At 58.8% G+C, this 13053-nt stretch carries 9 protein-coding genes; 6 read left to right on the top strand and 3 right to left on the bottom strand.

What is annotated here, in order from left to right; translation table 11 throughout:
• Positions 1-26 precede the first annotated feature (26 nt).
• On the bottom strand, positions 27-971 hold the full coding sequence (locus PSR62_RS18595; protein WP_274404504.1) for a GDP-L-fucose synthase family protein: 945 nt from the start codon (positions 969-971) through the stop codon (positions 27-29).
• A 925-nt stretch (positions 972-1896) separates the two neighbouring features.
• Here PSR62_RS18595 and PSR62_RS18590 point away from each other — a divergent pair.
• From PSR62_RS18590 to PSR62_RS18575, 4 genes are all read left to right on the top strand, one after another.
• The gene (locus PSR62_RS18590) at positions 1897-2760 is read left to right on the top strand and encodes a hypothetical protein (RefSeq protein WP_274404503.1); all 864 of its coding nucleotides are present in this window, start codon (positions 1897-1899) and stop codon (positions 2758-2760) included.
• A gap of 124 nt (positions 2761-2884) precedes the next feature.
• Positions 2885-4267, top strand: coding sequence for an HD domain-containing protein (locus PSR62_RS18585; protein ID WP_338020224.1), 1383 nt, complete (start codon positions 2885-2887; stop codon positions 4265-4267).
• A gap of 813 nt (positions 4268-5080) precedes the next feature.
• Positions 5081-5821, top strand: a complete 741-nt coding sequence (gene nagB, locus PSR62_RS18580; RefSeq protein WP_274404500.1) for a glucosamine-6-phosphate deaminase — start codon at positions 5081-5083, stop codon at positions 5819-5821.
• Entirely contained in the window at positions 5818-7326 is a 1509-nt protein-coding gene (locus tag PSR62_RS18575; RefSeq protein WP_274404499.1) for a DUF389 domain-containing protein, read from the top strand. Before nagB ends, PSR62_RS18575 begins: the two co-directional genes overlap by 4 nt.
• A gap of 483 nt (positions 7327-7809) precedes the next feature.
• Here PSR62_RS18575 and PSR62_RS18570 read toward each other — a convergent pair whose 3' ends face one another.
• Together PSR62_RS18570 and PSR62_RS18565 are read right to left on the bottom strand one after the other, a co-directional pair.
• Positions 7810-8829, bottom strand: coding sequence for a LacI family DNA-binding transcriptional regulator (locus PSR62_RS18570; protein WP_274404498.1), 1020 nt, complete (start codon positions 8827-8829; stop codon positions 7810-7812).
• Between the two features lie 242 nt (positions 8830-9071).
• On the bottom strand, positions 9072-9332 hold the full coding sequence (locus PSR62_RS18565) for a hypothetical protein (RefSeq protein ID WP_274404497.1): 261 nt from the start codon (positions 9330-9332) through the stop codon (positions 9072-9074).
• Between the two features lie 337 nt (positions 9333-9669).
• Here PSR62_RS18565 and PSR62_RS18560 point away from each other — a divergent pair, with 337 nt between their 5' ends.
• Together PSR62_RS18560 and PSR62_RS18555 are read left to right on the top strand one after the other, a co-directional pair.
• On the top strand, positions 9670-11466 hold the full coding sequence (locus tag PSR62_RS18560) for a 30S ribosomal protein S1 (RefSeq protein ID WP_274404496.1): 1797 nt from the start codon (positions 9670-9672) through the stop codon (positions 11464-11466).
• 304 nt (positions 11467-11770) lie between these two features.
• Positions 11771-13051 (top strand): ABC transporter substrate-binding protein, encoded by a 1281-nt coding sequence (locus PSR62_RS18555; protein WP_274404495.1) that lies wholly within the window; start codon positions 11771-11773, stop codon positions 13049-13051.
• The last annotated feature ends 2 nt before the right edge of the window (positions 13052-13053 follow it).

Here is a 13053-nt window from a genome sequence, read left to right as displayed (position 1 = left end):
TTGGCGAATCCGGCTACGGGGGCAGACTAGACGGAGCGGACGGCGCCGGTTTGGGTGCGTTGTCGGTAGTCGGCGACGGTTTGCACGAGGCCTTCGTCGAGGTTGATGGTGGGTGCCCAGCCGGTGCCGCGGATGCGGCGGATGTCGGTGCATTTGACGGGGGTTCCGTCGGGTTTGCTGGCGTCTTGGACGATTTGGCCTTCGAATCCGGTTGCCTGGGCGATCTTTTGAGCCAATTCGGCGATCGTCAGGTCCACTCCGGTGCCGACGTTGACCCTGTCGGGTGGATCGGGAAGCCCGATCAAATGTTCAATCGCGGCGGCTAAGTCATCCACGTGCAGAAATTCTCGTCGTGGTTTTCCGCTGCCCCAGACGGTGACCGATTCGGCGTGTTCGTTCGCAGCGGCATCGAAGCGACGAATCAAGCCAGGAATGACGTGGGAATTGTCGGGGTGGTAGTTGTCGCCGGGGCCGTAGAGGTTGGTCGGCATCGCACTGTGGAACAGTGCCCCATGTTGTTGACGGTAGTACTGGCAGAGCTTCAAACCCAGGATTTTGGCCAAGGCGTAGCCTTCGTTGGTCGTCTCCAGGGGGCTGGTCAGCAAGGAGTCTTCTTGGATGGGCTGGGGAGCCATCCGGGGGTAGATGCAGGTGCTGCCGAGGAACAGGAACCGAGACACCTTGGTTTGGAAGGCGGCGTGGATGGCGTTGGCCGCCATCATGGTGTTGTCGTAGGCGAAATCGGCCGGATAAGTCGCGTTGGCGTGGATCCCGCCGACCTTGGCGGCCGCAAAAATCACGGTGTCGGGGCGTTCGGACTGGAAGAACTCGTTGACAGCGGCTTGGTTGCAGAGGTCCAGTTCGGACCGAGTCCGCGTGATCACTTGCAGGTCTTCTCGCTCGGCGAATCGGCGGAGGATGGCCGATCCGACCATGCCTCGGTGACCAGCGACGAAGATTTTTTGGGACATTGGCGAAAAGTGGGAAAGGGCCGCAGAGACGCAGGGCACTGCCATTTGCGTTGAGACTTCACCCTCCCCCTGGGAGGGTCGAGCAAAGCGAGGGGAGGGTTCGGCGTTGGATTCAATGCTCACCCTCCCCGGCCCGAAGCGGGCCGACCCTCCCTGAGGGAGGGTGAAGTCAGTGGCGTTGGTTCACAGAGAGCGGGCAGGGTTGATTGACTGAGCCGTTGAGGCGTTTGGTTCGGGTTCACCACTGCGGAAACCGGGGCTAACGCCCAAACGGCTCACATGAAGAATCGAAAGCGGAAACCGGGGCTAACGCCCAAACGGCTCACGCGAAGAATCGAAAGTCGACAAGGTCAACAGCCTGGCTGACGCGGCGGGTTGCGATGAGCAGGCAGGGGTACTTCGTTGGGTCGGCGCGGACTTCGTCCACGTGGGTGACACTTGTTTCATTGTCACCGCCGGCGGGCCGGAAAGTTCAGCCAATGTGAATTCGTCCCCTAACCGGATTCATTCACAACTGGATCGTCGTCAAAGGTTCAAAGTTGCAATCGTTGGTGTGCCCTGTTCGGGCTGCACGCATTGCGCGACTTCCGTGGCAACTGGCTCAAGTCCATTTTAGCTTGCTGAGCCAATTTCGCTGCCCCCGAACCGACCTTGGGGACTGCCCCCGAGGGAGCGTCGAAGGGTCGGTGTGGGAAGCTATTCAATCCATAGCACGCAGAGCGGACCGAGGGGCAATTTCCCGCCGATGCGATGCAGAATAGTCTCGTCCTTGAATTGTGGATCCGCGATCGCCTGAGTGCTGGCGTAAACGGATTCATTTTCTGTTAAGCTCTCGCTACAACCCAAACCCTCCTCGAGTTCGGCCATCACAATGTGCATTGCCGACTGATAATTTCGCTCCGATTCGACTGGTTTGCCGCCCCCCATGCCGATTCAAGTCACTTGTCCCAATTGTCTGAAGCGGTTCCAGGTCAGCGACAAATTTGCTGGCAAGCAGGGGCCGTGTCCGGCGTGCAAAAAGACGATCCGGGTCCCTGACGCATCCGAAGCGGTCACGATCCACTCGCCCGAAAACGACGGGCCCAAGGATTCCAAAGGGCAGAGTGTTCTCAAGCCCATCACTCGCAAGGACACCGATTTCACGCGGCGGCACCTCTACATCGCTGCGGGTGTGATGTTTGGGATGCTGTTTCTGGCTCTCGGGTTCCGCTTCGCGATGGGCGGGGCACCATTTTGGGCTCAGATTCTGGGCATTTTGTTGCTGGCACCGCCGATTGTGCGAACGGGATACAGCTTTGTTTACGACGCCGAGTTGGAGCCTTACACGGGCGTTGAGCTTCGCAACCGAGTCCTGGTTTGTTCCGCCGTTTTTGCCGCGATTTGGCTGGTTTACGCGTTCCTGCCCGCTTACGTGTTGGAACTCGATCACGCCAACGAAATGTCTTGGACGACCGCCGGGATCGTGTTTTCAGTGATGTTGGTCTTGGGAGCATTTGTCTCGGTTGCGGCGTTTGAACTGGAATTCGTCAACGGATTGGCTCATTCCGGGATGTATTTTGTGTTGGTGATTTTGCTCGCGTTGATCGCCGGCGTGAAGTTGGCTGGCGAACCGAGTAGCCGGCGGGAACTGCTTCCCGGTTTCGAAGACGAGGAATTTGACGAGGCCCTCGGCCAGGTGCACTCCGCCGTGCCGGTTCTGACTTGTTCGATCGAGTCCGCCGCTTGGCCGGAGTCATCTTGTGCGGGCTGGGCGGAACCTGCTGGTTGTGCCGAATTGACCATCGTTTGATGTTCGGGACGGCGATCGTTGCGTGGACCGGAATGCTTGCGAACCTCGCTGCACTCTCGTCATCCGTTGAGGCCGTGTGGGCAGAAGATGTTGTGTTGGTGTGCCAGGGGAGGGTTTCCGCGTGATTCCATTGCCTGAAGTTCGTTTGATGGATCGCGGGCCGTCTCGATTGCGGATTCCGCCCGCAATGGATGTCCCGGTCACGCCTCGCGTGCAGCGTTTGATTGACACGGCCCCGCTGAGAAGGCTGGCCTCGATCAGCCAGTTGGGGTTGGTCTCGATGGTCTACCCCGGCGCCATGCACACTCGATTGGAACACTCGCTGGGCGTTTACGCGTGGACGTTGCGGGTGTTGAATCAGGTCAACGAGTCCACTGCGGCCGAACCAACGAGCGATGATCTGCGAGCGGCGGAAGCTTTCATCGTGGCTTCGTTGGTGCATGACGCGGGGCACTGGCCGTTTTGCCACCCGATCGAGGACATGGGCCAAACCGGAATGCCTCGTCACGAGGAACGCGTCGATGCGATGTTGCGGTCAGGGCCCCTCGCGGAAACGTTGGCGGCGGATTGGGAATGCACCGCTGATGACGTGATGGCGATTCTGTGCCCCAAGAAGAGCGAGCAATTCACGGAGGTGGCCCGGTCTGACCAGATCGCATTTTACGCGAGCTGTTTGAGTGGCCCGATCGACGTCGACAAATTGGATTATTTGCAGCGAGACAGTTTGCATGCTGGCGTGCCGTACGGACGCAATTTCGATCCGATGCGAATCATTGCCTCGATGGTTCGGCACCCGGACCGCCCCAAGCTTGCCATTCATGAAAAGGGGCGCACGGCGGCGGAGATGATGGTGTTCGGGCGTTATGTGATGTTCAGCGAAGTCTACTGGCACCACACCGTTCGTTCCGCCACCGCGATGCTGCAGCGGGCTGTTCATGAATTGCAACAGCCGTCCGCAGGGGTGGCGATCCATTTCGCGGAATGGATGGATTTGGGCGAGGCCGCGTGGGTCAGCCGGTTGGTCGATGCGGCCAGCGAACGCGGCGGCGCTGTTCAGACGCTGGTCGAGGGTCTGTTCGGGGCCAATCGAACGTTGCTCAAACGAGCGGCTGAATTCAACGTCGAGTCCGGCGAGGACATGCATCAGATGCTGGCTCGCCGCCCGCACTGGTGGCTCGCATCGTGTTCGCGGCCGTTGGCAGCGTCCATTGGCGATGCGATTGGAGACGTGGTCGAACCCGAGTTGGTATTGATCGATGCACCGCCAGTCAAATTAGAGGTCGACATCAACATCGACATCATGCTCCGTTCGGGAGAGGTCGCCACGTTGGGTGATGTTTCGCCCGTGGCCTCGGTGTTGGCCAACCGGCAGTTTGACAACCATGTCAAACGAGTTCGTGTGTTTGTGCCCGCCTGGGTTCGTGACCGTTTGCGAGGTCTGCCGGATGACTCGATGCGACGGTGGTTGATCGACGCCGTGGCGGAAACAGAGAAGCAGTGGGTGTGAAGGCAGGGACGGTTCGTCCGTCAGTTCGCCTGGGCAGGGCGCTGCGGAGTAGGCATTGTTTGAGTCTTTCCTCTGCCGAAGTCGTGCCGTTGTCTGGTGCTGCGTTTTGGCGGGTTTTCATTCGGCGCACCTCTCCCGAAACGAAGTTGGGGGAGAGGTCGAGCGACGCCGTTCAGGCGTACGCGAGGGTGAGGGCCGGGCATGGGAAGCGGCGCGTATGGCCCTCCCCCGGAAAGCTCGCTGAACGCTCGCTCTCCGACCCCTCCCAGCTTCGTCGGGCGGGGTTCTCAAGGATCCCAGGGGCGGTGCCCAATGCCATGTACTTTGTAGCGGAACGGCGCGAGCCGTCCGGTGACGCGCCGGAAAACACCCACGATTTACCGGACGGCTTGCGCCGTTCCGCTAACAAAATCCCCTCGGTTGGTTCTAAAGTAGATGGCATTGGGGCGGTGCCCCTGGCTACGAAGATGATGGCCGTTGGCCAACAAAACCGACTGCAAAAGCGCAACTTCAAAATGCGTGAGCGAGGGACCACATCGGATTCTTGGGTTCTGCGTCGGTTTGCTCATTCCGTCGTCCGGTGTGTCATCGGAGGGCGGGCGTCTTTTCGTTAGAATGGGGCGTGCCGAAGTGATCTCCTAAGCAGGTCGGCAGAATTGATCGGGCAAAATCATGTGAGCCGTTTGGGCGTTCGCCCCGGTTGTACCTGGGAGCAACGACGCTTACCGAAACAGTCCAAATGCCGAAAGACTCCTGCCGACCTGCTTCGCGTCCCCGTTGAAGAATACCAATCGAAGAACCAGGTGAAGAAAATTGATCGAGTTAGAAATTGTTCCGGATCACGAATCGGCTTCCACTCGAGTCGCGGGCTGGATCGTTGAGCAAGTGCGTCGGAAATCGGCGAGCGTGTTGGGGTTGGCCACCGGTGGGACTCCTGAGCGTGCGTATGAATTGCTGGTCGAGAAGGTTCGGGCCGGGCACCTGTCGTTCTCGGATGTGACCACATTCAACTTGGATGAGTACATCGGTTTGAGCCCCGAGCATCCTCAGAGCTACCACGCTTACATGCGTTCGCGGTTGTTTGATCCGGCGGATTTCAATCTCGAGCAAACCCATTTGCCCGATGGCATGGCGGCGGACCTGGAGGAAGCGGGCCGGCAGTACGAAGCGTCGATCGCGGCGACCGGCGGCATCGATCTGCAGTTGCTCGGATTGGGGGCGAATGGCCATATCGGGTTCAACGAACCGGGGGCAACGGAAGCGAGTCGGACCCGAGTGGTTGATTTGGCTGGTGAAACCATTGATGCCAACGCGAGGTTCTTTGCCTCGGCAGAGGAGGTTCCTCGACTGGCGCTCACGATGGGCATCGCGACGATTCTGGAGGCCCGGGCGATTGTCTTGATTGCGACTGGTGAATCGAAGGCGGAAGCAGTCGAGCGTGCCGTTCGCGGTCCAGTCACCTCCGACATGCCCGCGTCGTTTTTGCAGCGTCATCCCCACGTCACGTTTGTGGTGGACGAAGCCGCCGCCGGTTTGTTGAAGCAGCGGGCATGAGCGTCACGCTGCTGGTCGGTTCGCAGAAACAGTTGGCGGATGGACTGCCATGGCTGCGCCGGTTTGCGGAATCGATGAAGCTGCCAGCCGATGTGTTGGTGTTGGGGATGGACCATCGCACGTTGGAGCTTCGCAGTCAGAAAGAGCTGAAAAGCACCGTGTTGGAATCGAGTGATTCCCCGGGGCACGGTTTGGTTGGTCGCGTCGAGCGGGTGGAGTCCGACGTGGAGGCGATCTCGGCTCGGTTGTCCAAGTGGGATTCGCGATTGTTGCTGATGGTCGATGATGTCGATGACGATCGGTTTCAGGCGACTTTGTTCGATCGTTGTCCGATCAAATCGGTTTGGCTGAGCGTGAAGGGGCCGCCGCCTGAATCGGCGAAGCACGTTTTTTCGATCGACGATGCATCGATCAAGGTGACCCGTTGGATTTCACGGCGTTTACTGGGGGTGGATCCAGCCTTGCAGTTGGATCACGACTGGTTGGGTGATTGGCACGAGTCGCGGGAGTCATCTGAAGGCAGCAAGTTCGGCACGGCGGAACGGGAAGCTCTCGCGGTCGCGAAGGCGTTGGATTTGGAACGGCAGCGTTGCGACCCAGGCGATTTGATCTGGGTTCCGTTTGGTTCCAAGCCGTCGTCGGAGTCGCATTACAAGGTCGCCCGTGCGTTGTTGGGCCAGTCTGCTCAGTCGTCCGTGGCTTTGGTGAGCCAGAAGGAAAGCTGGAATCAATCGTTGTCGGCGGGGGTTCGGTACTGGGCCAGTCACGTTGCTGAGCCGATGGATCGCGAAGCGCGGTTGGAGTTGGCTCGCACGCTGGAAGAAGGCTCCGAGCCCAGTTTGGAGTTTCTGGGGTTGATCTCAGCGGCGGCGATGTTGGCCGCGTTTGGATTGCTGCAGAATTCAGCGGCGGTGATCATCGGGGCGATGTTGATCGCGCCCTTGATGACGCCGATCATGGGCGCGGGGTTGTCGCTGGCTCACGGCAACCGCCCGTTGTTCCGGCGTTCGATGCTTTCGATTGGGATCGGATTCGCTGGGGCGTTTGGATCGAGCTTCCTGTTCGGGTTGTTGGTCCGGTTGGTGCATCACCCCGTGGTGACGGACGAGATGTGGAGCCGCTGCAACCCGTCTCCGCTGGATTTTTGTGTGGGATTGGTGGGCGGGATGGCGGCCTCCTACGCACGCACTCGCAGTCATTTGTCATCAGCCTTGGCGGGGGCCGCGATCGCGGCTGCCTTGGTGCCGCCCATTTCGACGGCGGGTTTGCAGGCTTCGTTCAATGTCTGGGAATCGAGCGAGCGTGGATGGCCCGTGTTTGGTCCACTGATCTTGGTGTGCGTCAATGTGCTGACGATCATGATCGGAACTTCGTTTGTGCTCTACGCTCGCGGGTTGCGAGTCGAATCAGGGCACAAGTGGGCGACTCGCATGACGGTGTCGCTGGTCACGCTGTTGATGCTGGTGCTGGTGTGGATGATGCACCTGGAGAAGTGGCTGTTTTGAAGGTGCGAATGAGGCTGCCGTTCTTCTGCGGGGCTTCGAGTCGCTGCAGAGGAGAACATTTGTCCCCAAATGTTTGCGTGGCGGGTGGTTGTCTTGGAGTCGCGTGACGCGAACGGTGGGGAGTGGGCTTGGTGTGGACTGTCAAAAGGTTGGTATTGACACGGAAAATGCGACGTTGATTTTTATTCTGTCCTACGCCCCAACGGGGCAGCTCTAAGATAGCCCCAGGCATCGCCTGGGGTTTCGTTACGGAGATTCCGACACCAGCCCCAACGGGGCGGCCCTAAGAAAGACTCCCCAAAACCCGCTAGGACCGCCCCCGTTGGGGCTTTGTAATCTTGGTCCCGCCACAACCCAGGGCGTTGCCCTGGGCTGGCATAGGGCTGCCCCGTTGGGGCGAAGTCGAGGAACGAAACCTGCGCAGTCCAAAGCGGTGTCAATACCAACCTTTTGACAGCCCAGGCTTGGTGCGGTGACGCAGCACTAAGTTTCAATCGTTGTTGCCAGTGGTTGAACCGATTCGCGAAGCACGACTTCGCCGCCCAGGGTGGGCAGCACCGGCTGGTTGCCGTTGATCATGGCAATGATTGCGGTTGCGGCGGCTTGTCCCATTTCTGCGCCCGGTTGGCGAACGGTGGTCAACGGCGGCACCGACCATTCGGATTCGGGTTGGTCATCCACGCCGATCAGGGAGACTTGTTCGGGCACGGAGATTTGGCGGCGGTGCAGAGCCAGGCGGGCCCCGAAGGCCATCAGGTCATTCGCGGCAAAGATCGCGCTGTAGGAAACGTGGCGATCCGCCAGGGTCTGGATGGCGGTGGCGGCGGATTCCGCATGAAAGTCGCCGTGAAAGATGTGGTCGTCGGTCACGGTCAATCCCGCGTTTTGCATCGCCGATCGAAATCCGGCGAGTCGGCCGATCGCGTCGATGTGGTCCACCGGTCCAGCAATGTGCACAATGTCGCGGTGCCCGTGGTCGATCAACGTTTGCGTCGCATTGGCGCCGATTTGAAAGTTGTTGGTGGCGATGATCGCGCCCGTCCACTCGGGCATTTCGCGAGCGACGACCAAAGTGGGATTTTCCTCGCCCAGTTCTTCGATCTTTTCCGATGGGATGTCGCCCGCGATCAGGATCAGTCCATCGACATTGCGTCCGATCAGGGTCTGGGCGGCGCCGAGAAACGATTCTTGTTTCAGCATGGCGTCACCCACGATCGGTGAAAAACCGGTGCCGTTGAGGCCTCGAATCACGCCTTGCACCACGGAATCGTAGAACGGCGTGCCGATGTTTTGGGTCACGATTCCGATTGTCATCGACCTGCCGCCGGCGAGCGACCGAGCGACTTGGTTGGGTTGGTACCCCAGTTCTGCCATCGTGGCCAGGACGCGTTCGCGTTTGTCGGCCTGGACGATCAGGGGGCTGTTGAGGACTCGCGAAACCGTGCTCTTGGAGACATCGGCACGGTTGGCGATGTCCTGGATCGTGATCCGTCCTGTTGACATCGGGCGTGGTCTCGCAAAGAAAAAGGCAAGAAGGAATGTTCTCCGGGGAGAACGAACGATCAATTCTAATCGAACGCGGACGGGCCTGAGGGGGCACTGAGAGTCGGCTGGGGCGAGGCAGTCGGTTGCCAGGCCGCCTGCGTCCACTTCGCCGGCCGGGGAAGGCCGGCGTGCGAATCATGCCGCAGCGGGTTGGGGTTCCGCGATTCAGAACGCTCGGTGAGAGCGTTCGGGACGCCCGATCACTTGGACGGCGGGTTCAATTCCTGCAGGGACTTGCCCAGGCGTTTTCTCGGGGCGGCTTTGCGGCCAGCTGGGCGGGTGCCCTTTTTGGCGGGCAGGGCTTGTTTGTCTGCCGTGGGTTCCTGCAGCAACGCAGCGACTTGCGGGTTGATTTCAGACGTGTCGTCCGGCGTGCCGATTTGCTCGACCGCGTCGCTGACGCCCAGGATGACCGATTGGCGAACGCCGTCACGGAGCCAGTCGAAAAAGTTCAGGTTCATATCTCAATGGGGTGGGTTGGAGTCTGTGAATTCACGTCGCCGGAGGAGCCGGGAATTCCGGGGGTGGGTGGCGGCGATCCGTTCACGGGTCTCGGTTCGCGTGTCATGCCTCACGTTTATCGCCTGTAAAACATTGGTCGGCGGGGTGTCCAGACCAACAAACGCATTGTGACCAATTTCCGACTTTGGTAGGCTTCTCGGCTAGGCGCCGCGGCAAGTCCGCTGGGCGTCCTTTTCCGGCTGTAGTTTTACAATCCACACCACCAACCCAGGTGACGGATCGACGGGTGATTTGCCGGAGCCCGATCGATACGATTTCACCATCGGTAACGTTTTTATGGTTAACCGCAACCTCATCCGCTCCCTCGAAGACGACGACATCCTCAACGATTTGGCGCTGCTTGCCCCGGAGGACGAGGCCGAAGAATGGCTTCTCGACGCGATTGCTGCTGAGCAGCAAGACTACAACTCTGGCAAAATCGTTGACGGACGAATTGTTGAACTGAACGACGAGTGGGCTCTCGTCGATGTCGGCTTCAAAAGTGAAGGCACGGTCGGACTGGATGAGTGGGGGCCTGAAGAGGACCCGCCAAAGATCGGCGACACGGTCAAAGTCCTGATTGAAGAGATGGAGGATGAGCTCGGTGCTGCCGACGATCCTTATGGCATGATTTCGCTGTCCAAGCGAAAAGCCGAGAAGATCATCGAATGGGAAGCGATGATGGAAACGGTTGCCGAGGGCCAAGTGGTCACCGGTACCGTGATTCGCAAAATCAAAGGTGGCTTGCTCGTCGACATCGGCGTCAACGTCTTCCTGCCTGGTTCGCAAGTCGACATTCGTCGTCCTGGCGACATCGGCGACTTCATCGGTCGTGTGGTCCAAGCCGAAGTGCTCAAGATCGACGACACGCGTCGCAACATCGTCATCAGCCGTCGTAGCTTGATCGAACGTCAGCGTGAAGAAGATCGCGCTTACTTGATGCAAGAGCTGGAAGTCGGCCAAATCCGCAAAGGGATCGTCAAGAACATCGCCGACTTCGGTGCGTTCGTCGACCTCGGCGGCATCGACGGTTTGCTTCACATCACCGACATGGCGTGGGAGCGAATCGGTCACCCAACCGAAATGCTGTCGATCGACCAAGAGATCGAAGTCAAGGTCCTGCACATCGACCGCGAAAAGCAAAAAATTGCTTTGGGTCTGAAGCAAAAAGACCGCAACCCTTGGGAAAACATCGAAACCAAGTACCCGGTCGAATCGGTTCATCCTGGCGAAGTCGTCAACGTGATGAGCTACGGTGCGTTCGTGAAGCTGGAACCAGGCATCGAAGGTCTGGTTCACATCAGCGAAATGAGCTGGACCAAACGGGTCAATCACCCCAGCGAATTGGTCAACATCGGCGACAAAATCGATGTCATGATCTTGGGTGTCGATCCCGAAGGCCAACAATTGTCGCTGGGGATGAAGCAAACGCTGAAAAACCCTTGGGACGAAGTCCTCGAACGTTACCCCGAAGGCAAAGACGTCAAGGGCAAGGTTCGCAACCTCACCAACTACGGTGCGTTCATCGAGCTGGAAGAAGGCATCGACGGTCTGTTGCACGTCAGCGACATGTCCTGGACCCGCAAGATCGCTCACCCGAGCGAAGTGCTGGAGAAGGGCCAAGAGATCGAATGCCGGATCCTCAGCGTCGACGAACAACGTCGCCGGATTGCCTTGGGTCTGAAGCAACTCGACAACGACCCCTGGGATGGCGACATTCCAGACAAGTACCAGCCCGGCCAATTGGTCAAGGGTGAGGTCACGAAGATCACCAACTTCGGTGTCTTCATCGGCTTGGAAGACGGCTTGGAAGGTTTGCTGCACATCAGCGAATTGGCCGAGCACAAAGTCGAAGACCCCGAAGAAGTGGTCAAAGTTGGCGATCCGATCGAAGTCAAAGTGCTTCGTGTCGACACCGACGAACGCAAAATCGGTCTGTCGCTCAAACGAGTCGACTGGAGCGAAGAGCAAGAGAAGACCGCCGCTGCTGCCGAAGCCGCCGAGTCGGGCATGCCGACTCCGATGGACGAAGGCGACTTGAAGGGCGGTTTGGGATCGGCTGGACCGTTGATTCCGACTTCCGACTCGGAATAGTCAAAAAAGTTTTCAATCGAGTTTGATCGGATGTTCACGCGTCCGATTGCTCGGTTGGAAGTGGTCGTCTCCATCGCGGGCTATTTTTCCCGCAGATCGCTTCGGTGTGGTCTGATTGGAGGAACCAAGACGTGCTCATGTTGAGCGTGTGAGCATTGAACAGTTGACACATGGGACGGGCGTTTGATCTGCTTCAAACGTCCGTTTTCTTTTTGCGCCGTACGTTTGAATTCGTTCACACGGTCGGTGTCTGGAAATGGCTCCCGCCTCCCCTGCAACGCTCTTCCGTTCTCCCACAGTTGCTATGAATCTCAATCGACGCGAAATGCTTGGCGCGACGTTGGCTTCGGTGACCGTTGCGGCGACACCCGTGAAGGCGTCGGAGACATTTGGTGCTCCGACAATTCATGTGCCCAGCCGCCCTGTGGTTCGGGTTTTGGGCACCCATGTGACATTGCAGGAAGATCTGCGTGTGCGTGCGGAAGCCGACCTGGGGATCCGGTTGGAGTTCACGCCAGGAGGCAGTGCCGAGGTTCTTCACCGGGCTTCCACGCGTCCCGAATCGTTTGACCTGTATGAGCAATGGTCCAATAGCATTCGGGTGCTCTGGCAGGCGGGAGCGATCCAGCCCATCGATCGCAGTCGAATTCGGTACTGGGATGAGATCAACCCGCTGACACGTGTCGGACGGCTGACCCCGGAGGCCAAGATCGGTGCCGGCGATGCGCCCCATCAATTGCTGTTCATCCAGCCCGATGGAACGCTGGGCGGCCAGACCACCGAACAAATCAGTTTTCTGCCGTATGTGCACAACGTCGATTCATTTGGTTACGACGCAGCGTTCGTTCCACGGGGCGTCCCCTACGAGACAGAATCTTGGGCGTGGTTGCTCGATGATCGTTGGGCGGGAGCGGTTTCGATCATCAACGAGCCCACGATCGGATTGTTTGATTTAGCGTTGGCTGTTCAAGCCAAAGGATTGGCGGAGTTTGATGACATTGGCAATCTCAGTGGCGCCGACCTCGGGACTTTGTTCCGGATCTTAGAACCGTATCGCCGCGACGGGCATTTTCGAGGTGTGTGGAGTAGCGTTCCGGCATCGGTGGATTTGATGAGCCGCGGCGAAGTGGTGATTGAAAGCATGTTCTCGCCGGCTGTGTTTGAATTGAGAGGCCGCGGCATTGATTGCGTCAATGCGTCGCCGAAAGAGGGCTACCGAGCTTGGCATGGGGTGATGTGTTTGTCATCGCAAACGACAGGTTCGGTCAAAGACGCGGCCTATGAATACATGAACTGGTGGTTGTCCGGTTGGCCGGGCGCGTTCATCGCTCGCCAGGGTTACTACATCTCCAATCCTCAACGCTCTCGTGAAGAGCTCAGTGACGCCGAGTGGGATTACTGGTACGAGGGCAAACCTGCCACCGTGGATCTTCTGGGCACGACCGGGCGGGTGGTGGTCAAGGAGGGGCAACAACGAGATGGCGGTTCTTACGAAAAACGATTCAGCAACATCGCGGTTTGGAACACCGTGATGAAGTCCTACGAGGCCAGCCTTCGGCACTGGAATGAGTTCGTGTCCGGATGATC

The organism is Rhodopirellula sp. P2 (assembly GCF_028768465.1).
In the GTDB taxonomy this organism is placed as follows: domain Bacteria; phylum Planctomycetota; class Planctomycetia; order Pirellulales; family Pirellulaceae; genus Rhodopirellula.
The sequence above is the reverse complement of the archived record's forward strand: the minus strand, read 5'-3'. Positions and strand labels throughout refer to the sequence as shown.

What these genes read in the sequence shown, in the direction of transcription:
- PSR62_RS18590 (WP_274404503.1), top strand. Translation starts at nt 1,897, where the DNA reads ATGCCGATTCAAGTCACTTGTCCCAATTGTCTGAAGCGGTTCCAGGTC.
- PSR62_RS18570 (WP_274404498.1), bottom strand. Translation starts at nt 8,829, where the DNA reads ATGTCAACAGGACGGATCACGATCCAGGACATCGCCAACCGTGCCGAT.
- PSR62_RS18565 (WP_274404497.1), bottom strand. Translation starts at nt 9,332, where the DNA reads ATGAACCTGAACTTTTTCGACTGGCTCCGTGACGGCGTTCGCCAATCG.
- PSR62_RS18555 (WP_274404495.1), top strand. Translation starts at nt 11,771, where the DNA reads ATGAATCTCAATCGACGCGAAATGCTTGGCGCGACGTTGGCTTCGGTG.
- PSR62_RS18595 (WP_274404504.1), bottom strand. Translation starts at nt 971, where the DNA reads ATGTCCCAAAAAATCTTCGTCGCTGGTCACCGAGGCATGGTCGGATCG.
- PSR62_RS18575 (WP_274404499.1), top strand. Translation starts at nt 5,818, where the DNA reads ATGAGCGTCACGCTGCTGGTCGGTTCGCAGAAACAGTTGGCGGATGGA.
- PSR62_RS18560 (WP_274404496.1), top strand. Translation starts at nt 9,670, where the DNA reads ATGGTTAACCGCAACCTCATCCGCTCCCTCGAAGACGACGACATCCTC.